Below are 22,797 nucleotides of genomic sequence, written 5' to 3' on the forward strand. Positions count from 1 at the left end.
CTGCCATGGAGCTGCTATGGTTTATTACCGTGGAGTGGCAATCAACCGCTTGGGTAATCCAAAGCTGGCAGCTGTTCGGTGCCTTGAACCACCGATGCCTTGCGAGGCGGCGAAGGACACATGGCACATTCGCGTTAAATTCGCACCGTACCACTCCCCACCCTGCTTTGCGTTTCCCCAAGCTCCTGTTGTTGCTGCTGTTGCTATGTGGGCCCTTGCTGGCCCCGGCACAGCGCCGTAAGCCGGCCCGTTCCGTGCCCAAAGCCGTTAAGGCTAAACCAACGCCACCCAAAGCGAAGAAGCCGGCCGCAGCAGCCGTTAAACCGGCCAAAACAATTAACACCCCTCCGCCCTTCACCAAGTACCTGAACTCGCCCTGGGTCGATTCGGTGATGAAGACGCTTACGCCCGACCAGCGCGTGGCGCAGCTGTTCATGGTGGCCGCGTACTCCAACCGCAAGCGCATCGACGAAGACTCCGTGTCGCGACTGGTGCAGCAGTACGGCGTGGGTGGGCTTATCTTCTTCCAGGGCGGCCCCGTACGGCAGGCCAAGCTGCTAAACCGCTACCAAGCGCAGGCCAAAGTACCGTTGCTGGTGGCCATGGACGCCGAATACGGCCTGGGCATGCGCCTCGACAGCACCGTGCGTCTGCCTTACCAGATGGCCATGGGCGGCATTCGGGATAATTCCCTGATTTACGACATGGGCCAGGAGCTGGCGCGGCAGTTCAAGCGCATTGGCATGCACGTAAACTTCGCGCCGGTGGTCGATGTAAACAACAATGCCAATAACCCCGTTATCGGCAACCGCTCGTGGGGTGAGAACCGCGAAAACGTAGTCGAGAAAAGCTACCAGTACATGCAGGGCATGCAGGACGCGGGCATTTTGGCTGTGGCCAAGCACTTCCCCGGCCACGGCGACACCGACGCCGATTCGCACCTCGACTTGCCCCTGATACGCGTAGATAAGCGCCGGCTCGATACCCTGGAGCTGGTGCCGTTCCGCTCACTCATGCGCCGTGGCTTGGGCGGCGTAATGATTGCCCACCTCAACATTCCGGCCCTCGATACCACCGGCACGCCCTCTACCCTTTCGAAGCCAATTGTTACCGACCTCGTGAAGAATGGCTTGGGCTACGACGGCGTTATTTTCACCGACGCCATGAACATGAAGGGCGTACTGAAAATATACCCGCCCGGCGAAGCGGACCTGCGCGCCATTATAGCGGGAAACGACATCCTGGAATTCTCGAAGAACATTCCGCTGGCGCTGAAAATGATTCGCGCCGCCATCGACAGCGGCCAGGTCAAGCAGGCCGACATCGACCAGCGTTGCCGCAAGGTGCTGGCCCTAAAACAATGGGCAGGCCTAAACAAGTACCGCCCCATTGAGCTGCGCAACCTCTACCAGGACCTAAACACCCCGCATGGCCTGTACCTAAACCAGCGCCTGCAGGAGTTGAGCACCACGGTGCTGCGCAACCAGCGCAACCTCCTGCCCCTGCAGCGCCTCGATACGCTGCGCATTGCGGCCATTAGCATCGGCACCAAAGACACCACGGCTTTCCAGCGCATGGTGGGCGACTACGCTCCCGCCGGCTATTTCTCCATGCCCGCCACACCGTCAATGGATGAGCTGGCCAAGCTTCGCGAGCAGCTGAAAGGCTACAACATGCTGCTCATTGGCATTCAAAGCCTGGGACGCCTGCCCGCCACCAATTTTAACGTGACGGCCGAAACCAACGTGCTGCTACGCGAGCTGGCCGTACTGAAGAAGAAGATGGTGGTAACCGTGTTTGGCGACGCTTACGCCGTGGCCAAAGTGCGCGACATCAATGCTGCCGACGCCATTATTCTGGGGTACCAGGAAGGCAAAAACGCACAGGAGCTGGCCGCGCAGGTTATTTTCGGTGGCGTGGGCGCCTCAGGCAAGTTATCGGTAACGGTGAGCCCGCAGTATGGCTACGGCTACGGGTTGACAACCAAAGGCGGCATGCGCCTGCGCTACGCTTACCCCGAAGCCGTGGGCATGAGCAACAACCTGGAATCCCGCGTCGATTCGCTGATGAACCAGGCGCTGGCGGCCCAGGCTTTCCCCGGCGGTGAAGTGCTCATTGCCCGTCGCGGCACGGTGGTATTGCGCAAAAGCTACGGTGCCCATAACTACGGCCCGGGCGCCCGCCCCGTGCGCAGCACCGACCTCTACGACCTGGCTTCGGTAACCAAAGTAGCCGCTGCCACGCCGGCCCTCATGAAGCTGCAGGACCAAGGCAAGTTCAGCCCCGACCAAACGCTGGGCACCCACTTCGACTTCCTGAAAGGCACCAACAAACAAGACCTGAAGCTGCGCGACGTCCTCACCCACCAGGCCCGCCTGAAAGCCTGGATTCCGTTTTGGCAGAACTACACCCAACCCAAAGGTCTGTTTGCGCGCTTGTTCGCCAAGTACCCGCACGACCCCATCAAGACCAAGCCCGGCGAAGTGCTGCCCATGAGCCGCCGCTTTTTCCGGCCCGATTCGTCGGCACGGTTTCCGCTGCAGGCGGCTAACGGCCTGTGGGCTCGCAAAGACTTCCCGGAACGCATTTACAAGACCATTGGCGAGTCGCCGCTGAACGAGAAGCCGGGTTACGTGTACTCCGATTTGTCGTTTATCATGTACCCGTATCTGGTGCAGAAAGCTTCGGGCAAGAGCATTGGCAAATTTGTGGAGGATGAAATCTACCGCCCGTTGGGCGCCAGCACACTCGGCTACAACCCCACCAACCGCTTTCCGCTCAGCCGCATTGCCCCCACCGAGTACGACTCCTTGTTCCGCAAGCAGCAGCTGCACGGCACTGTGCACGACGAAGGCGCGGCCTTGCTCGGCGGCCTTTCCGGCCATGCCGGTTTGTTCGGCAACGCCAACGACCTGGCTAAAGTAGTGCAGATGTACGCCTGGAACGGCAAGTACGGCGGCCAGCAAATTCTGAAGGCCGAAACCGTGCAGGAGTACACCAAATGCCAGTTTTGCCCCGATAACCGCCGCGCCCTCGGCTTCGACCGGCCCGCGGCAAACCCGTCGGTGAATTCGGCGAAAAACGCCAGTCAGCTCAGCTTCGGGCACACTGGCTACACCGGCACTTATTTCTGGGTCGATCCGCAGTACGATGTAATGGTCATTTTCTTGTCGAACCGCGTGAACCCCACGCGCCGCAACAACAAAATCAGCGACTTGAGCGTGCGCAGCCACCTCTTGCAGCTCGCCATTGATGCGGTGCAATCGGAGCGTCCGAAGGTGGAAACCACGGTGGAGGAATAGGCCGAACGGCATCACATATAATGCACCTGGCGGGCGGCTCAGCAATGGGCCGCCCGCTTTGTTTGCAGCCGTAGTGCCTTTTTCAGGCAGGCAACTCTTTGGTGGCTAAGCTCATCTTTGGTTTGCTCACATGCTTATGCGGTTTACAAGCGCCGTGAGTTTGCCGAGGTTTGCATTGTCGACGCCCCGCTACTGCCGCGTTGTTTCTGCCTGTTTCCCATGACGTTACTCCTACCCTTTCTGCGAAAGTTGATCATCCTGCTGAGCACGACTGCCAGTCTTGTGCTGAGCGGCTGCGGCAACGGCTTCTTCCCGGAAATGGACGACAAAGAACTGCCGCACTACAAGCTAGCCGCCACGGAGCAAGCCTGGGTAACGCCTTACCAAGTGGGCACCGAATGGCGCTTCCGCAACGCTGCGGGCTACGTGCGTCGGTACCAGGTGAAAGGCTTTTCCGACCGGGTGCTGCCGGGCATTCCCACGAACTCGTTCAGCGTGCAGTATTACCAGCAGGAAGCCGGCGCCCGCCTCGAACGCGTGGATTCCGCTTTCTACCAACGCCCCGACGGTTACAAGCACGCGGCTACGTTTACCATTAGCGCCGCTGCTGATTTTCAGAACCAGCCACTCCCCCTTACCGCCCGGCTGGAGTGGGGCTTAGCTAAGCTACCGCTCCCAATTGCCGAAGTAAACAGCCGCCAAACTCTGCCCACCGGTGTGCTGCTCCTGCCCGAAGCCGTCTTTGCCGGGCGCACCCACCAGAACGTTCTGGTGTATCCCAATCTGCAAGCGCAACCGGGCGAAAAGCTCGAGGCCTGGATGGTCACCTCGATTTACTACACCAAGGAACTGGGCGTAGTGCGGTTTGTGGAAGCGAATGGAACTGTGTGGGACCGGGAATGAGCCCAAAAACAAAAAGTGAATTGAGTGAAAAAGGTGAGAAGCTGGCGGTTCCGTTTGGGGCCGCCCGCTCTGCTTTTGGGCCAATGTCGAACGCTATTGGAACGGGTCAATTGCCGATGGTTTCCGGATTTTTGCGTTTTGCGCCAGCTACCATCACACCTTGATGATGATGCGCCGGGCGTACATTCCCCACAGTACAACCAGCCAGATAAGCACGCAGGCTAAAGCGCCGGCCAGGGAAGCGTCGCGCGGATCGGAGAAGTAAGGCACGAAAAACTGCTGGTAGAGCAGCGTTTTTACGCTAACGGGAGTGCCGTTTGGCCCGGCGACTTTCCAGGTATTCAGCCCCCGCGCCAGCAGCCCCGACAGGAAAAACACGGTAATGGCATTTACGCCATACACCAAGAAAGGCTTGGTCCAGCGGCGCCAGCCCTGCACGTCGCACAGCCAGTACAGGGTAGCCAAACCAGCCACGGCCATGCCGCCGGTATAGAGCACGTACGAGCTGGTCCAGAGGCTTTTGTTGACTGGAAACCAGCTGTTCCAGATTAGCCCCAGCACAATCAGTAACACGGCATCCACCATCAGCCATACCACTTTCTCAGCCGGCGCTATGTTTGGGCGGCGCAGCCACTGGCCCGTAAGTACGCCCAGCAGTCCGGTGCCAATAGCGGGTAAAGTCCCCAGCAAGCCTTCCGGGTCCCACGTGCGGGAACTGGCCCACAGGTGGTTTTCACCCAGCACGGTGCGGTCGAGCCAGGCCCCGAAGTCTTTGCCCGGCAGCAGCACGGCCTCGGTGGCGCCGGGAGCCGGCACCAGTTGTTCGAGCAGGTTGTAGCCGATGAGCAAGCTTGCCAATAGCCACAATTGCGTCCGCCAGCTGGTGGTCAGAAACACTGTGCCGCAGGCAATGAACACCAAGCCGATGCGCTGGAGTACACCCGGCAAGCGCAGCGTGGCCAGGTCCCACTTCAGAAAGTAAGCCATGAACAGGCCCAACCCGATAAGCACCGCACCGCGCCGCACCACCCGCCACAGCACCGGGCCCAGGGGTTCGGCGCGACGCTTTACGCCGTCCAGCGCGTACACGCACGACACCCCTACGATGAACAGGAAGAAGGGAAATATCAGGTCAGTGGGGGTGCAGCCGTGCCACTCGGCGTGTTCTAGCGGCGCGTAAATATGGCCCCAGTCGCCGGGGTTATTCACCAGAATCATGGCCATGACGGTGATGCCCCGAAAGACATCGAGCGACACCAACCGGCCCGGCTGCGAGGCCTCGGCCAAGGGCAGCGTGTGGGTGGTTTCAACGGCAGCCTGGGTAGTACTTTGCATAAGGTAAAGAACGCAAAAAGCTCCCCTCCTTTTGCAGGCAGGGGAGTTTTCCGAGTCCTGTTTGCGTGCTTTAAATCACCGGATCGGGGGGAGTTGCGGTGTTATTTTCACGTTCAGAGCGCGGATAGGGAAAGAAGTTGCGGTTGCGTTCAGCCCCCGGGGTACCGGCACCGGGGCGGCCAAAGCGGCGGTTATCTTCCAAACGAAAGCCCTGGAAGGCCAACTCCACCTGCCGGTTGCGGTAGATGTCGAACAGAATGGCTTCCTGGGTAATGGGGCCCGCGTATGGCCCCAAATTGGCGCCGGGAGGAGCCGTGGGGAAGGCTGCGCTGCCAGCAGTAGTGGCCGCGGCAGTGCTGGTGCGCACCCGGTTCAGCTCTGTTACGGCATTGGCTAAGTCGTTTTTACGGGCGTAGGCTTCGGCCCGAATCAGCAGCATTTCACCCGGCACGTATACCGGAATGGGCGCGGCACTGGCCGTGTAAAAGCCGGTGCCGCGGTTTTGGGTGGCCGTGGGGTTGGCGCGGGTGTAAAACGGAATGCGCCGGTCGCCGGCTTCGGGTGCCAGGGCGCCGGTCAGGCCCAGGTTCACGTCGAATGGCTCAAACACGTTGCGGTTACCAAAGGCTACTTCAAACAGCGGGTTGCGGGCCAGCTCATCAAAGTTGAATACTGATCGGCTGGTCAGGTCCACCCGGCCGGCAGCGGCAATGGCTTTGTCGTAGTCGCCGGCAAAGAGGCTGTAGCGGGCAATGAGGGCCTGCACCGTATTCGGCAGGTTGATGCCCCCAATGATTTTGTTGGTAAAGTCAGCCGAAACGGGCGTTTGGGCGAGTTGGGTAGCTGCGGCCTCCAGTTGCGTCACGGCCGATTGCAACGCCACCGTCCGGGAAACGAAGGGCGCGTTGGCCTCTGTGGTGATGGGCAGTTGCTCGAAATACTGCGCCAATGTACCGATGGCCAGCGCCCGAAAAATGCTGGCATAGGCCACAATGCCACTGCGCGTGCCGGGGTCGGCGGCGTTGTTGGCGTTGGCCAGCACCAGGTCGGCGTTGGCGCGCACCAGCTGGCACTGGGTCCAGAGGTTGCGCACCACCCCGTTAATGTTGGTGACGTTGCCGGCGCCCAGGCTCACGTTGAATTCCTCGATGTTGCCTTGGTTGATGATGAGCAACTCGCGGGTGGTCAGCCCCCCGGCGGCCACCGTGTTGTAGAGCGGGCTGAGGGCCCCGCCCGTGGTGAAGCGCGACTGCAGCCCGTTGCACACGGCAATGAGGCCGTCGGCGTTGGTGAGCACCTGCACGTCGCTGGCGGTGCTGGGGTTCAGGTATTCTTTGTCGCAGCCGCTCATCGTCGTCGACAGCACGGCCAGCAAAAGGAGTATCTTTTTCATGTTATAACAGCGGTTAGAAAATGGACGACCGAACTAAAAGCTGGCCGCTAGCCGCAGCTGGAAAGTGCGCGGAATGGGCACGTTGCCGAAGTCCACGGCCCGCAGCAAATCCGACGAGCCGCCCGCGCTGGTTTCGGGGTCGAAACCCTTGTAATCGTCCCAGGAGTAGAGGTTGCGGCCAATCAGCGACACGGTCAGGTCCCGGATACGCGGGGTAAACGAGGGCAGCGTGTAGCTCAGCGCGGCCTCGCGCAGCTTTACAAACGAGCCGTCGTCGATGCGAAATTCCTGGGTGTTATACACGGCGAAAATGTAGCCGCGCGGCAGCTCACCCCGCAGTTCCTGCTCGGCCAACTCGCCCAGGCCCACGCCTTGGCGGGTGCGGTAGTCGGCGTTAAACACGTCTACGCCCTGCACGGCATCAAAGAGCACCCGCAGGCTGAGCTTTTTGTAGGTAAAGCCGGAACTCAGTGAGCCGGTCCAATCGGGGTTGGGGTCGCCGATGACTACGTTGGCCACGCTGGTGCCGGGGCCGTAGCCAGGCTGGCCATCGGCGCCGCGGGCTGGCGTAAAACCTATTTCGCCGTTACCCTGCCCCAGGGCGCGCTCGTCCTGCGGGAAGCCTTGTGGGGTAAGCAGTAGGGAGCCGTCGGGGTTGCGGGCGTAGGCCGAGCCGTAGAACACGCCGGCCGGCTGGCCGTTGATCAGGTACACGGGCGCGCCCGCCACGTTGTCGATGAGAATGGCAGCCGAGCCTTCCAGGTCCACCACCTTGTTGCGGTTGCGGCTGTAAATGGCCGTCACGTCCCAGGTAAAATCGGCGGTTCTAACCGGCGTGGCGCTCAGCTGCACCTCCACACCCCGGTTGCGCAGCCGGGCCACGTTCTCCACAATGGTGGAGCCGCCCCGCGACGGGGCAATGGAGCGGTCCACCACCAGGTCGGTGGTGTTTTGGTTGTACACCGAGACACCCAGCCCAATCCGGTCGTTGAGAAAACCCAGGTCGGCGCCGGCTTCCACTTCCCGCACGCGCTCCGGCCGCACCCGCGGGTTAGCCAGCCGCGAGCCGGGCAAAAAGGTGTTGCGGCCCTGAAACCCAACGGGCACAAACTGGTAGAACCGGTCGTAGGAGTTGATGGCCGTGAGGCCGCCGGCCTCGCCGTAGCTGGCCCGCAGCTTCAGCGAGCTGAACGACTTGGCCAGGCCGCCGCTTTGCCAGAAGCCCAGATCCGATACCACCAACGAGCCGCTCAGCTTGGGGTAGTACTGGTTGGTTTCGGAGGGCGAGAACTTGGAGGACCGGTCGCGGCGGATGGCACCGGTGAGGAACGCCAGGTTGCGGAAACCCACGGTGGCCTGCCCAAAAATGCCGCTCAAATCAAACTGGTCCAGCTCGTACACCGAGGCCACCGTGTTGCTGGCCGACCCGCTGACGGTGGTAATAAACGGTGCTTGGCTTTGGCCTTGGGTGCGCACCAGCTCTCCGCGCAGGTATTGGTAGCTATAACCGGCCAGCAACGTGAGCTTGAAACTCTCCGAAAGCTGCCGGTCGTAGCCCAGGTTCACATCGGAGTTTAGCTGGAGCACGTTGTTGTTGCCGTTGGCGGCAAAGCCGTTGGGGAAACGCGCCAGCGGCAGGCCCGCCACGGCTTGGTATGGGTACGGCCGGATGTAGTTCTGGCCCGCCTGCGAGTAGGTGTCCACGCCCAGAATGTAATCGAGCGAGACGCCCTTAACCGGCGTCAAGTTCAGCTGCAGATCGGCAATGGTGCGGTTGATGCGCTGCGTGAACTTCATGTCCTCGATGGTGGACAAAGGGTTTACGCGGGTGGGCTCCACAGCCAGCAGGTTGCCGTTAGCGTCGCGGCGGTTGATGTCGTAGATGTTGTTGGTGATGTTAATGGAGTTGACGGGGCTGTAGAACACGTTGCCGTTAGCCTTTTCCTCGGCAAAGCTGTTGTTGTAGGCCACACCCACCGAGGCGCGGGCCCAGCTTACGAGGCGCTGGTCTACGCGGGCCCGTACGTTGTAGCGGGTGAAATCGGTGCCCTCAATAATGCCCTGGTTTTTCAGATACCCTACCGACACCAGGTACTGCGTGCCCTCGGAGCCGCCGGTAATGGAGGCGCCGTTGTCGGTGCCGTAGCCGGTGCGGAAAATGTCCTTGAAGTAGTCGTAGCGCTGCACGTCCACGAGGTTGGTGGCCAGCCGGGCGGTGGCGCCGGCGCGGGTAATGGGCGTGGTGGTTACGTTGGGGTTGGCCGCCAGCTGCTGGGCCGTGGGCACCCCAATGGTGTAGAGGCGCAAATCGGCAAAGCCAAACTGCTTGCCGTAGGTGTTGATTGGCACCGATTTGCGCAGCTCGTTCACGTTAAAGCTGGTGTACACCGATACCCGCGGGGCACCGGCCTGCCCGCGCTTGGTGGTAATAAGCACCACGCCGTTAGAGGCCCGCGAACCGTACTGCGCGGCCGCGGCAGCCCCGTTAATCACGTTAATGCTGGCAATGTCGTTGGGGTTGAGGTCGGCGAGGCGGTTCTGCCCGGGGTTGGCCGCCGAGCCGATGGCGTTGTCGGCGGCCGCGGCCAGCTGCGAGACGTTGGTGCTGGCGTTGCTCACAATCACGCCGTCTACCACGTACAGCGGGTCGGAGGAGCCGCGCAGCGAGTGAATACCGCGCAGCCGCACCGACATGGAGCCGGACGGGTCGCCGGAGTTCTGCACAATTTGGGCGCCGGGCAGCTTGCCCTGCAGGGCCGTGAGGGCTCCGCCCGTACCGCTTTGCACCAAATCCTGCGCCGTTACAGTACTAATGGCATTGCCCAGCTCGCGCTTGTTCACGCTAATGGTGGAGCCGATAACTACCACGTCGTCGAGGTTTTGCCGGGCTTCGCTCAACGTTACGTCGGTGGTAACGCTGCCGCTACTACCTAGTGTTACCGAGCGGGTTTGGGTTTTGAAGCCAATAGTGGTAAACGACAGGGAGTAAGTGCCCGGAGGCAGCTGGACCGTGAGGCTGTAGTTGCCCTCGCCGTTAGAGGCAGTGCCCAGCGTTGTGCCAACTATAAGGATGGTGGTGCCGGGTATGCCCTGTCCCCGCTCGTCGGTAACGCGACCCTGCAGGGTAAACGGCGCGCGGTTTCCCGTGTCTTGTGCCGCTAGTCGCAGCCCTACGCCAAAAGTCAGGCACGCCCACAATAGGGTCAGCCTCGCAAAGAAGTACGTGTTGCGCATAGTAGAAGTGGGGAATGTGAAAGTGGAAGAGAGTGGCAATACCCCGTTAATATATATTATTTTTAATTAGAATAATGCAAATTAATTGCCCTCTATTCCTACTCCTTGCAGTTATGCTTGGTGCTGGCCCGCAGACGTAAGTCCAAAGGCTGAAAGCTCACCTTTAGCACAGGCTTGTTAGCCTTTTGTAGCATTCAAATTGCTCCCTATAATGCTCGGGCTGCTTAGCAAAAAAGACCATCCGACTCTCATCCAAAACACACGGGTTCTGGCGAGAGGCGGACGGTCTTTTTCGTTATCGGCTCCTCCTGCGGAAGCGCTGCTTTACGGCACTTTAAGTGCTAATACTGCCAGCGCACGAAGGCTTCTATGCCCTCGTATTCGGGCAGCCCTAGCTGGTCGTAGATTTTGGCCGTGGTGCGGTTGCGCTCCTCGGCGCGCTGCCAGAACTCACGTTGGTCGGCGCCGGGAAATAGTGGCCGGTCCTTCTGGCTCTGGTGCTTGAAAATGGCGCGGCGCTTGCGCGTCAGCTCTTCGGGCGAGATGGGCACGGCCATTTCAATCTGGTCGATATCCCACTCCTGCCAGGCGCCGCGGTAGAGCCACACCCAGCAGTTTTGCAGCCACGCGGTGTTGGCGGCTTTCAGGCGCTGCACAGCCTGCATAATGGCCGACAGGCACACGCGGTGCGTGCCGTGCGGGTCACTTAGGTCGCCGGCGGCGTAAATCTGGTGGGGCTGAATGCGGTTCAGCAAATCCATGGTGAGCTGAATATCTTCTTCGCCGAGGGGCTTTTTGCGTACGCGGCCGGTTTCGTAGAACGGCAAATCCATGAAGTGCGCGTTGGCATCGGGCACGCCGGCCAGGCGGCAGGCACTCTTGGCTTCGCCGCGCCGGATGAGGCCTTTTATTTGCTGCACCTCATCGGAATCGACTTGGCCGGGGGCTTTGTTTTTCAGAAAGTCGGCGACGCGGTGGTAGAGGTTTTCGGCCGGCTGCTCACCCGAAAGTCGGAAGGCTTCGTCGTAATCGGCCACGAACTCGGCGAAGCGAATGGCCTCGTCGTCGAACACGGCAATGTTGCCGGAAGTCTGGTAGGCCACGTGTACTTCATGGCCCTGATCGACGAGGCGCAGCAGCGTGCCGCCCATACTGATAACGTCGTCGTCGGGATGGGGCGAAAAGATCAACACGCGCTTGGGGAAGGGCTCGGCGCGCTCGGGGCGGTAGGTATCGTCGGCATTGGGTTTGCCGCCGGGCCAGCCGGTAATGGTGTGCTGTAGCTGGTTAAATACCCGGATGTTAATGCTGTACGCCGGGCCCGATTCGGCCAGCAAATCCGACAAGCCGTTTTCGTTGTACTCGTTGTCGGTGAGCTTGAGAATGGGCTTTTGCAGGTTGCGGGCCAGCCAGGTCACGGCTTTGCGCACGGTAGCTTCATCCTGCCAATTACTGGGCAGGCCGGCCAGCCACGGGGTTTTGCGTTGCGTTAGTTCGGCACCGGCCGCGTCGTCTAGCACTACTTGCACGGCGGGGTGGCGCTGCAAATACGTGGCGGGCACGGTGTCGGTCGGTTCGCCTTCCACCATGCGTTTTACCACGGCCGCCTTTCCTTCACCCCAGGCCAGGAGCACAATCTTTTTGGCTTCGAGAATAGAGCCTACGCCCATGGTGAGGGCGCGGCGCGGCACGTTTTCCTCGCCGTAAAAATCGGAGGCCGCGTCGGTTCGCGTGATGTGGTCGAGGGTAATGATGCGGGTGCGCGAGGAGGCTCCCGAGCCCGGTTCGTTAAAGCCAATGTGGCCGGTGCGGCCAATGCCCAGCAACTGCAGCTCGATGCCGCCGGCCTCGCGAATTTGCTCCTCGTAACGGCGGCAGTAGTCGGCTACCTGCTCCTGCGGCACGGTGCCGTCGGGAATGTGCACGTTTTCGGGCCGGATGTCCACGTGGTCGAACAGGTACTCGTGCATGAAGCGCACGTAACTCTGCAAGGAGTCGGGCGCCATGGGGTAGTACTCGTCGAGGTTAAACGACACCACGTTCCGGAAGCTCAGGCCTTCTTCGCGGTGCAGGCGCACCAGCTCTTCGTACACCCGCGTGGGCGACGAGCCCGTGGCCAGGCCCAGCACGCAGTTGCGGCCTTCGGCGGCACGCTGCCGGATTAGGTCAGCTATCTGCCGGGCTACGGCGGCGGACGCTTGTTCGGAATCGGTGTAAACGCTGACGGGCAGCTTCTCGGATTGCGTGGGCGTGAGCATGGCGGGGAAGGGTTGGTGCGCGCCGAAATGTAACGGCTTTCTGTGCGGAGCGCAATGGCGCGCCTTCCGCCATTTCAATTCCCTATCTTGACTCGACAGCCCGATAACATTAGCTTTAATTCCGCCCCGGCCTGATAACGCCTACGCAGGCAGCCTGCCGGAAACCAGCGGATTCATCGAATGCGTGCCCACCCAGCGGCTTTTCGTTGTATGCCAGTTACTTGTAGAATCAATATCTGGCCAGACTGGCCCTGGGCATTGCGCTAACCGCGTGCGGCTATATAGCCGCACGCGGTTTGTTTTTTCCTGACTTTCCACTCCATTTCCCCACTCTCATGAAAAAACTTTTATGGTCTTTCGTGCTACCCGGCCTCGCGCTGGCGCAGCATGCGCAGGCCCAAACCCGCCCGGTGAGCGGCACCGTAACCGCCACCGCCGACCGCACGCCCCTGCCCGGCGTGAACGTGGTGGTAAAGGGCTCTACCATTGGCACCCAAACGGATTCCGAAGGGCGGTTTACGCTGCAGGCCGCACCCGGCTCTACCTTGGTGTTTAGCTTCATTGGCTACAACTCCGTGGAGCGCCCCGTTAGCGCCGACGGCAGCATTGACGTGGCCCTGGAAGCGGCTACCACTACCCTGCAGGAAGTTAAAATCACAACGGCTTATGGCATTCAGCAGGAACGCCGACAGATTAACTACGGCGCCCAACAGGTAACCAGCAAAGACATCATCGAGTCGCGTCAACCCAACATTGTGAATGCCTTGCAGGGCAAGGTGGCGGGCGTGCAGGTAACGAGTTCGGGTGGCGCCCCGGGCGAAGGTGCAGCCATCGTTATTCGGGGCGGTAACTCGCTCGACGGCGACAACCAGCCGCTGTTCGTGATAGACGGCATCATCATCGACAACTCTTCGTTCGTGGAGTCAACGGCCCCTGGTGGCGGCTCGGGTTTCAACGGCCTGCTGGGCCGGTCGGTGGCCTCGCCCAACCGGGCCGGCGACATTAACCCCGAGGACATTGAGAGCATGACGGTGCTGAAGGGGCCAGCCGCGGCGGCCCTGTACGGCCTGCGCGCCGCGAACGGAGCCGTTATCATCACCACGAAGAAGGGCAAAGCCGGCGCCGTCAGCATCGACTACCGCACGCAATTTTCAGTGGACGAGGTAAGCCGGCTGCCCAAGCTGCAAAGCACCTACAAGCAAGGTACCCTGGGCGTTTTCGACCCTACCACCCGCCTCTCGTGGGGGCCGCAATTCGCACCGGGCGAAACTGCATATGATAACCTGGGCGAGTTCTACCAGAAATCCTACGCCGTGCAGAACTACCTAACTATGTCGGGCGGCACCGAAAAAGGCTCTTTCCTGCTCTCCGCTTCGCACCTGGACCAGCGCGGCGTAGTACCGAACTCTGACTTCGACAAAGCCACCGTGCGCATGGCCGGCACGTTTCAGTTTTCCCCCAAGCTGCGCGGCCAAGCCTCGGCCCAATACCTGAACTCCGGCGGCCGCCGCGCCTTGCAGGGGCCCGGTTTGTTTGGCGGCTCGGGCGGCTACCTGGTGAGCCTGCTCACGTGGCCGCGCAACGACGACGCCCGCAACTACCTGAACCCCGACGGCACCCGTCGGCGCCTCATCGGCGGGGTGGGCACCTCCGACCCCGACAACCCCTATTTTACGGTGGAGCGCAACCCCGTTACGGACCGCACGAACCGCATCATCGGCAACGCCCAGCTCTCCTACGAACCCGTTAAGTGGGCCACCCTGAGCTATAACCTGGGCACCGACGTGTACAGCGAGCAGGTTCGCTCCGTTCGCTCCATTGGCACCTCGCAGCCGGGCAACCAGGACGGCGGCCTTTCGGAGACGACCACGCTCGTGCGCTTGCTTAACTCCAACTTCACGGCCCTGTTCAACCACCAGTTTAACGAGAACATCAGCGGCTCGCTGCTGCTGGGCAATACGGTGGAGCAGGGTCGCCGCGAAGCCACCGACATCATTGGCCTGGTGTTTCGCTCGCCCAATTTTTCGTCCATCAACAACACCGTAAACCGGGGTGCGCTGACCAATAACTCGTTGCGCCGCTTGGTGGGCAATTTCGCCCGCGTTAACCTGGATCTGTTTCGGCAGATAACCCTGGAAGTAAGCGCCCGCTACGACATGTCGTCTACGCTGCCGCGGCCGGAGAAAGGCAAGAACTTTGGCCGGGGCTTCCTGTACGGCTCGGCCACGGCCGGCTACGAATTCACCCGCACGCTGGGTCTGGACAACAACCCCATTTTAAACTACGGCAAGCTGCGCGTAGCCGTGGCCGAAGTGGGTAAAGACACCGGGCCTTACCGCGTGGAGTCGCCCCTGGCACAAAGCACCTACATCGGCCAAGGCTTCCGTCTGGGTTTTTTCGGCTCGAACGCCCAGCTGAAGCCCGAGCGCACCCGCTCTTACGAGGTTGGCGTGGACTTGCAGTTCCTGAAGGGGCGCCTGGGCCTCGACGCCGGCTACTACCACGCCGAAACCCGCGACCAGCTGATTGCACCACGGGTAAGCCAGGCCTCGGGCTTTATTCTGCAGTACATCAACGGCGGCACAGTGGTAAACAAGGGCGTGGAAATTGCGCTGTCAGGCAAGCCTTTGCAGCTCGACAACGGCTTTACGTGGGAAATACTGGCCAATTTCTTCCACAACGAGAACCGCGCCAAGGAACTGCCCAGCTTCCTTACGGAAGTAAACCAGTCGGATTCCTGGGTGATTGACGTGGCCCGCGGCAGCGCCTTCCCCAACCGCCCCATCACCTCCATCGGCGTTATCGACTACCAACGCGTAACGGACGTCAACTCGCCGGACTTCGGCAAGGTAATCATCAGCCCTACTACCGGCTTCCCTTCCGTGGTGGCCGGTACGTTCGTGTACGCCGGCGACCGGGCACCCGACTTCACCACTCAGGTTACCAATACGGTAAGCTACAAAGGGCTGTCGTTGGCTTTCCTGCTGGACTTCCGCAAAGGGGGTAAGGTGGTAAACGGCAACGAATGGGTAGCGGTGCGCAATGGCTTGAGTGAGAAAACGCTGGACCGCTACAAAACCGTTGTTATCGACGGGGTGGTACGCGGCGCCGACGGCTCTTACTCGCCCAACACCCGCCCGGTGGAACTCACCCAGGGATACTACATCAACCAATACGCTGGCACGGGATGGGCTTTTGTGGAGGACGGGTCCTGGACGCGCCTGCGCTATGCCACCCTGGCCTACCGCCTGCCTAAAGAGTGGCTGGGCACTTCCATTTTCAAAGGTGCTGAGTTGAGCGTGACCGGCCGCAACCTGCTGCTCTTCACGAAATACTCGGGTGCCGACCCGGAAACGGCTTCGGCCGGGGCCGGCGTGCGCGGCGGCGGTTCGGGGGGCTTCGACTACGGTAGCACCCCATCTACTCGCGGTGTAGACATGGCCCTGCGAGTCAATTTTTAATCAATAGTCAGATGGCTAAATGATCAAATGGCTGATTGTTCAGGGTTCCATCAGAACGACCAGCCATTTAGCAATCCAGCCATTTAACAGTCCAATTCCATGAAAAAATACCTTCTCATCCTGGGCTTGCTGCTGGGCGGTGGTGCGCTGACGTCGTGCGAGGATTTCCTCGACGTGAACACCGACCCCAACAACCCGGTTGCCTCTACCCCCAACTTCCTGCTGCCGGGCGGCATTTCGCAAGCCTTTCAGCAGCAGATGTTCACCTCGCTGACCACGGCCTATATCACCCAGCACGCGGTGCGGCGGGCGCCCGCCTCCAGTACCGACCAGTACTACTTCACAACGGGCAACAGCACCAACACCTTCAACTACTTCTACTTCTACTCTGCCGGCAACCTGCGGGCCACTATTGCCGCGGCCGAGGCCGAAGGCTCGCCGCACTACGTGGGCGCTGCCAAAATAATGCTGGCCATGGGGCTGGCCCACGCCACCGATATGCTGGGCGATGTGCCGTACAGCGAGGCTTTTCAGGGCGCGCAGAACTACACGCCCAAGTACGACCCGCAGGAGCAGATTTACCAAACCATTTTTCGTCTGCTCGACGAAGGGGTGGCGGAGCTGGAAAAACCTGCCTCGGCTAACCTACGCCCCTTGTACGTAACCGTGCCCAGCCCCAGCGGCGACATCCTCTACCGCGGCGACACGCAAAAATGGATTCGGTTGGCCAACGCCCTGCGGGCCCGCCAGCTCAACCACCTCACCAAAAAAGCCAGCTACAATCCGCAGGCAGTGCTGGCCGCCGTAACCGCCGGCTTCCAGAGCTCCGCCGACGACGCCCAACTGCAGTTTGAAGTAGCAGTACCGCCCGTAGGCGGCAGTACCAACATCTTCGGTACTACCCGTGCCAACTTCGGCACGGCCACGTATTCGCTGAACCTGATTCGCTACCTGAACGGCAATGCGGCCAATGCCACCTACCCCGGCGTGGTGGATCCGCGTTACCCCGTGCTGGCCACCGGCGTAAGCGTGGGCACTAACCCCGGCGTATCGGGTGGCACGCCCATTGCCCAAACCGGTAACGCATCCGACTTTTACTCCAGCTGGTACGCGCGCGACCTGGGCTATTTCGAGGTTATTACTTTCCACGAGCTGAAGTTTATTGAGGCTGAAGCGGCGTTTAAAGCCGGCAACCGGGCCCGCGCCTTCACGGCGTACCGGCAGGGCATCGAAGCCCATATTCGCAAACTAAGCGGCGGCGGCACCTTCGCCTCCCAGGGCCTGACCGTGACGTTTCCGCTTATCACCCAGGCACAAATCGACGCCTACCTAAACAGCGCCGCCGTAGCTCAAAGCCCCGCCGACTTAACGGAGCGACGGATTATGGAGCAGAAGTACATTGCCCTGTTCCTGAACCCGGAAGCGTGGTCGGATATGCGCCGCTACGACTTCCGCTCCGACATTTACGTGAACCTGGCTTACCCCGCCGGCGCTAATCCTGTCCTAAACCCCACGCCGGCCGACCCGGCCTCCCGGAAGTTCCCGCGGCGCCTGGCGCCCCCCCAAACCGAGACGCTTTACAACCCGCAGGCTGTGGCAGCCGCAGGTGGCAACGACCCCGCCTATGTAACCATTCCGGTGTGGTGGGATCAGCCGTAGGCTACGGGCGCGCTCTTTTTTCTTTTCCCTCTGATTTTCTTCCCCATGAAAATACTCACTCTTTCCCGGCTCCGCTTCCGTGCCTGGACGGTACTGCTGGCCGCTGCCGGTTTCAGCCTAATGGCTTGCGAAGACGAGTTGGAACCACCCTACCAAGTGGTAGATGAAGGTGGTTTTGCCACCATTGGCTCGCCGCCCGCCGGCCTGCAAACCAAGTACGCTCCCGGCGAGATGGTTGCCCTGGTGGTGGGCTTCAATGCCAATGACCGCGTCCGCGACTTCACCGTGTTTCAGGTTATCGGCCGCACCGACTCAGCCGTGGTGGCCACTGTGCCGCTAGGCACCACCATTTTTCAGCCGGCGGCCGGCCTGACGGCCCAAATCATTCCTTACAAGGTCCCGGATAATTTGGCTAATAAGACGGCGGTTCGCGTGGACGTTACCACCACATTTGAAAACGGGGCCACGCGTTTGCGCCGCTTTACTTACAATGTGGCGGCGGCTCCCACCCTGCGCTTCGGCACCACGGCCTCGCCCACGGCTATTACCGTTTTCCGCAACAACCTGGCGGCCACCGCCCAAACGGAAGGCGACATCGTCGGGTACAACCTGGTGCTTAACGAGGGCGGCATTGCCACGTTACCGACTCCGCCCGCCACCACCACGGCCACGCTGTTCAAAAACGTGGACAGCCTGACCACCTTTTACCGCATCGGCGCCGGCGCGCCGGTGCGCGCCGGCGTGATTCGCAACCCCAGCACCGGAGCCGCCAACGCGCGCACCGTGGACGTAACCGTGCCCAACGGCTCACGTGGGCAGACCGTTACCTTCTCCTTTACGGCTTACTCCGGCCCTTACACGGCTACCGTAACCGCTGCCCCCGTTGGCGTGGTGGCCCCAACCGTTTTCTCGCGGGTACGCACGGGCCGCGTTACGGCAGGCTCTAACTCCCCGCAAGACTCGGCTTCCTTCGACCTGCGCCTAGGCACCAACGTGGCTAACAGCGCCGCCGCTGCCACCAAAGACGTGTACGCCTATGTAACGACCACCAGCACCGGCGCCAACGCCGTGGGTTTGCGGGCCGAGAACACCACGGTGTTCTATCGTATTCCAGCGGCGCAGGCTGCGGCGGGCTACTACAACACGGCAACGGCCAACGCGGTGGGTACGCTGATGTTTCAGAACACGGCTTCGCTGAGTGGCAACCCTGGCGTAGTGGCGCCCGGCGACGTGTTTGCCGTGCGCGTGCGCGGTGCCGAGCCCATGCTGCTGCGCGTAGTGGGCACACGCCTAAGCACGGCGGGCTCAACGGCCCGCATTACGTTTGAGTACCGCGCCTTCTAAAGCCCTAAGCTCAACACCGAAAAAGGCCGCCTGGAAGCTTCCAGGCGGCCTTTATTCGTTGAAAGAACTTCATATAGACTACCGCCCAAACAAACGGCCGAAGAAGCCGCGCTTCTTCTTTTTCGTAACGACTTTGACTTTGGTAGTGCCAGCGGTAGTGGCCGGACGAGTTACCGCGGGGCGCCCCGGATTGGGCGCTGTGGTTACCGGTGGGGTAACGGCCGGAGCGGTGGCAGCAGGTTTCTCAACATCAGCCTTAGCTAGCACCGGACCACCCGCCGAGCCGAGCGTACTCACGTTCAGCGGGCGGCTTTCGTTGTGCAGGCGGTCGAGGGCGGTGAGGTAGTAGGCGTACTCGGTGCCGGGGCGGGCGGTGGTGTCCACGTAGGCGTGCTCCATGCGTGTGAGGCGCGGCTGAATGGCCAGAATGCGCGCGGGGTTATCGGGCGTGGGCTGCTCGCCGCGGGCGAAGCGGTAAATGACGAAGGAACGGGCAGAGTCGCCGTCGGCTGCGGCCGGGCCAGAGCGCCACGCCAGGGTTACCACCGAACCGGTGCGGGTCAGCATCAGGCGTTCGGGGGCGCGGGGTGGCACGGCGTCTTTCCACGGCATGGTGGGCAGCAGCGCCGGGTAGTTAAACAGGTTCAGGCGCAACGAATCGGTGGTGTGCAGAGGATTGGCCACTACCGATTTTGCGCTGAAAAACACGCTGCCGCTCACATCGGTGGGGTACGAGCGGTTCAGGCGCACTTGCTTGGGCAGTTCGCGTGGGTTGCGCCAGGTGGTATCGGAGCGGGTGCTTTCCAGCATGCGGTAGGCGCCTTGACCAATGTACAAGTGCCGTTCGAAGCGGTTACGGGACCACCACTCCAGCAACACGGGATACTGAGCCACGCGCAGATTGGAGCTCCAGTAGAGCTGCGGCAACACGTAATCGACCCAGCCTTGCCGCAGCCACTCGCGGGCATCGGCGTAGAGGCCGCTGTATCCTTGGAAAGCGTTGGTGGCCGAGCCCTCGGGGTGGCTGGCTTGGTTCATCCAGACGCCAAAGGGCGAAATGCCAAATTTCACCCAGCGTTTCGTGCTTTCGATGGAGTCGTGCACTTGTTGCACCAACTGGTTTACGTTGCGGCGGCGCCAATCGGGCAAGCTCAGCTGGTCGGGGTTGTACTGGGCGAAGGCCTGGGCGTCCTGAATGGTTTTGCCGGGCTCGGGGTACGGGTAAAAGTAGTCGTCGAAGTGCACGCCGTCGATGTCGTAGCGGCGCACCACGTCCTGAATAACGCGGGTTATGTAGCTGCGTACTTCGGGCAAACCGGGGTTGTAGAGCAGCTTGCCGCTGTAGCGCAAAAACCACTCGGGGTGCTGGCGGTACGGGTGATTGGGCGCCAACCGGCTCGTTACCGAGTCCATGGAGGCGCGGTAGGGATTAAACCAGGCGTGGAATTCCATGCCGCGCTGGTGGGCTTCGCTAATGAGAAAAGGCAGCGGGTCCCAGCCCGGGTCTTTGCCCTGCTTGCCGCTCAGCCACTTGCTCCAAGGCTCTATGTCGCTCTTGTAAAAGGCATCGGAAGCGGGCCGTACCTGCACAAACACGGCGTTTATGCCGGCGCGCTTCTCGGCATCGAGCAAACGGATGTATTCCTTGCGCTGCTGCTCGGGCGTGAGGTCGCGCCGCGAAGGCCAGTCGATATTCTCGACGGTAGCAATCCAGACGCCCCGCAGCTCGCGCTTGGGCGGCGCCGAGGGAATGGGCGTGGTAATTACCGAGGACCCACCCGACGAGCGGGCCGAATTTGGCGCGCCCATCTGGGCCAGGGAAACAAAGGGGGAAAGCAGCGCCACGGCGGCGCAAAGCAGGAATCGACGCATCAGAAACAACAAGCGGCCCGCCATCAACAGCGAACCTTACCACACACGAGGCTGCAAATTACGCACAACCCCGTCGGGCTTCAGCCTTTTAAAGCCGCAAAAGGCAAATCGAGCAGCGGATAATTGGCCCAGCTGGCGTGGTCGAAGTGCCACCACTCGGCGGGGTAATTCACGAAACCATGCCGGCTTAAGGCTCGGTGCAAAGCAGCCCGGTTACGCAGCACATCTGCCGGAAGGTTGGTATAGTCGGAATGTGCCTGGGGGCTGAGGTCGTCGAAAACGGTGGGCATTGGCAACTCCTGCCCGGTGTGCAGGTCCACGAGCGTGGCGTCGACGGAGCAGCCGCGGTTGTGGCGCGAGCCGCGCCAAGGCGGAGCGGCGTAGGTTTCGTTGGGCACTGCCTCAAACATGCGCACAGTTACGCTGTAAGGCCGGTAAGCATCCAGCACTTTCAAGCCAAAACCCAGGCCGTTTAATTCTGCCTGCGCGTCTTGCAAAGCTTCGGCGACCGGGCGGCGCAGATAGGCAGTAGCTTCGGTGTACAACTGCTGGCCGAAGAAGTTCTCCGGCGTGGCGTAGCGGACGTCAACGACCAAACCCGGAATGAAATCGGCTAGATTCACCAGCTCCTGCGCGGGGTCGTGGGCTACCTGCTGTCGGTACTGAGCAGCATCCGTTAGCACCGGCAGGCCGTGAGCATTCGGCGCTATTTCGCCGTGGCTGTTCATGGGGCAGCCTGCTCGTTTTTAGCCGACCAATACCCATTTATTTGCTGCGTGCGGGCCGGCGAGGTGCGGCGCAGCTCGTACTCGTATACCAACTGGCCGAGGCGGCACAGGAAGGGAAAACCCACGCTGTCGTACTCGTATTTATCGTCGTTCAGTACGCCATCCGCATTGGTGTACACCACGGCCGAGAGCATGAACTCCACGCCGCGCACCGAGTCCACGATGCAGGCGTTGTCGATCAGGAAGCCGTACGCCTGCCCGATTTTGTTGTAAACGCGCACGCCCTCGGGCAGCGGCGCCGGCGGGCCACCTGCCAGCAAAAACTTGGCGTAGTTATCGGGGTAGTCCTGCGGGTTGTACTTTGGAAACTGGCTTAGGCGCGGCGGCAAGCTCAGATACTTGCGCAGAAAGGCATAGTCGGCGGGCAGTAGTTCGAACCGCTGATTGGCGGGCACGAACTCCGGAAATAGCAGCGCCCGCAGCACCTGTTGCTGCTCGTTAAGCGGGAAGAAGTTCTTGACGCCAAAATTCATGGGCTTCTGCACCAGCTTGTCGTTTTCGAAGTAGGCGTTGCCCACGTCAATTCCTTTCAGCGTTAGCGGGGAAGGCCACAAATGGTCCGTCTTGAACTGGGCGCTCAACCGGTACGGCACCGAATGGCCGGCGCTGTCCAGGAAAAAGACGAACGGATTGGTTTGGCCCGAGGCGGGCGCTTTGTCGCCTACCGAGAGGCGGTGGACGATGCGGGTGCTGCCAAGCTGCCGACGGCCGAGCAAAGCCTGCAAATTATTGTAACCGATAAACTCATACAGCCGGTTAAAGGCGTCGTTGTCGCTCACCAACAACACCTTGCGGATGTATTGACCGATAGTGGGCTTGTTACCGAAAGCGGTGCTATCCGTCCGCACGGTGGTCTGGCCTGCATAAGCCGAATCGATTTGCAGCGGGGTCTCGCGGGTGGGCGGCGCGTAGCCTTTCGGCCAGGTTTGCGGAGGCCGTCCCCCGTTAATCAGTTCCAGCGCCAGGGCTGCCACGGGCAGCTTCACGGTGCTGGCTGGGTAGAAATATTCGTTCGGTTTAAGCCGGTACGCATAGCTTTTAAACGACGGCCGGCCCTGCGCATCGCGCTGAATCTGAGTGTACAGAATTTGAACGCGGTGCCCTGCAGCATCGGCCAGCACGCGGCGCACCACGGCGCTGGTGTCGCGGCGCAGCAGCTGTTTCAGCGGGTTGCCGAACTGCCCCTGCACCGTTAGTGGCAGGTTCAATCCGAGCAGTAGAAGCACAAAAAACCGGTTCATCACGCCG

At 61.1% G+C, this 22,797-nt stretch carries 12 protein-coding genes; 5 read left to right on the forward strand and 7 right to left on the reverse strand.

The annotated features are described in order from the left end of the window. Positions 1-167: 167 nt before the first annotated feature. Together ABD903_RS03115 and ABD903_RS03120 are read left to right on the forward strand one after the other, a co-directional pair. Positions 168-3,302: a serine hydrolase domain-containing protein gene (locus tag ABD903_RS03115; RefSeq protein ID WP_345221307.1), complete on the forward strand. Its 3,135-nt coding sequence runs from the start codon at positions 168-170 to the stop codon at positions 3,300-3,302. Between the two features lie 219 nt (positions 3,303-3,521). Then, positions 3,522-4,205: a hypothetical protein gene (locus ABD903_RS03120; protein WP_345221309.1), complete on the forward strand. Its 684-nt coding sequence runs from the start codon at positions 3,522-3,524 to the stop codon at positions 4,203-4,205. Positions 4,206-4,358: 153 nt separating this feature from the next. Here ABD903_RS03120 and ABD903_RS03125 read toward each other — a convergent pair whose 3' ends face one another. From ABD903_RS03125 to nagB, 4 genes are all read right to left on the reverse strand, one after another. Next, complete coding sequence (locus ABD903_RS03125; protein ID WP_345221311.1) at positions 4,359-5,540, reverse strand: acyltransferase family protein; 1,182 nt, start codon at positions 5,538-5,540, stop codon at positions 4,359-4,361. Between the two features lie 70 nt (positions 5,541-5,610). Next, positions 5,611-6,933, reverse strand: a complete 1,323-nt coding sequence (locus tag ABD903_RS03130) for a RagB/SusD family nutrient uptake outer membrane protein (protein ID WP_345221313.1) — start codon at positions 6,931-6,933, stop codon at positions 5,611-5,613. 33 nt (positions 6,934-6,966) lie between these two features. Further along, the gene (locus ABD903_RS03135; protein ID WP_345221315.1) at positions 6,967-10,167 is read right to left on the reverse strand and encodes a SusC/RagA family TonB-linked outer membrane protein; all 3,201 of its coding nucleotides are present in this window, start codon (positions 10,165-10,167) and stop codon (positions 6,967-6,969) included. Between the two features lie 341 nt (positions 10,168-10,508). Beyond that, positions 10,509-12,425 carry a glucosamine-6-phosphate deaminase gene (gene nagB, locus ABD903_RS03140; RefSeq protein ID WP_345221317.1) on the reverse strand — a complete coding sequence of 639 codons (1,917 nt, stop codon included), beginning with the start codon at positions 12,423-12,425 and terminating at the stop codon, positions 10,509-10,511. 335 nt (positions 12,426-12,760) lie between these two features. On the opposite strand from nagB, the gene ABD903_RS03145 reads away from it, so the two are divergent. The 3 genes from ABD903_RS03145 (at position 12,761) to ABD903_RS03155 (ending at position 18,889) form a co-directional block, all read left to right on the forward strand. Continuing rightward, the gene (locus tag ABD903_RS03145) at positions 12,761-15,886 is read left to right on the forward strand and encodes a SusC/RagA family TonB-linked outer membrane protein (RefSeq protein WP_345221319.1); all 3,126 of its coding nucleotides are present in this window, start codon (positions 12,761-12,763) and stop codon (positions 15,884-15,886) included. 99 nt (positions 15,887-15,985) lie between these two features. After that, complete coding sequence (locus ABD903_RS03150) at positions 15,986-17,545, forward strand: SusD/RagB family nutrient-binding outer membrane lipoprotein (protein ID WP_345221320.1); 1,560 nt, start codon at positions 15,986-15,988, stop codon at positions 17,543-17,545. A 45-nt stretch (positions 17,546-17,590) separates the two neighbouring features. Next, positions 17,591-18,889: a hypothetical protein gene (locus ABD903_RS03155; protein ID WP_345221322.1), complete on the forward strand. Its 1,299-nt coding sequence runs from the start codon at positions 17,591-17,593 to the stop codon at positions 18,887-18,889. A gap of 78 nt (positions 18,890-18,967) precedes the next feature. Here ABD903_RS03155 and ABD903_RS03160 read toward each other — a convergent pair whose 3' ends face one another. The 3 genes from ABD903_RS03160 to ABD903_RS03170 all read right to left on the reverse strand — a co-directional run bounded on the left by ABD903_RS03160 (position 18,968) and on the right by ABD903_RS03170 (position 22,775). Further along, positions 18,968-20,761 carry a family 10 glycosylhydrolase gene (locus tag ABD903_RS03160; RefSeq protein WP_345221324.1) on the reverse strand — a complete coding sequence of 598 codons (1,794 nt, stop codon included), beginning with the start codon at positions 20,759-20,761 and terminating at the stop codon, positions 18,968-18,970. A gap of 80 nt (positions 20,762-20,841) precedes the next feature. After that, positions 20,842-21,489, reverse strand: coding sequence for a M15 family metallopeptidase (locus ABD903_RS03165; protein WP_345221326.1), 648 nt, complete (start codon positions 21,487-21,489; stop codon positions 20,842-20,844). Further along, positions 21,486-22,775, reverse strand: coding sequence for a serine hydrolase (locus ABD903_RS03170; RefSeq protein WP_345221328.1), 1,290 nt, complete (start codon positions 22,773-22,775; stop codon positions 21,486-21,488). Before ABD903_RS03170 ends, ABD903_RS03165 begins: the two co-directional genes overlap by 4 nt. Positions 22,776-22,797 lie beyond the last annotated feature (22 nt).

Origin of the sequence: Hymenobacter koreensis (genome assembly GCF_039541855.1) — a bacterium.
In the GTDB taxonomy this organism is placed as follows: domain Bacteria; phylum Bacteroidota; class Bacteroidia; order Cytophagales; family Hymenobacteraceae; genus Solirubrum; species Solirubrum koreensis.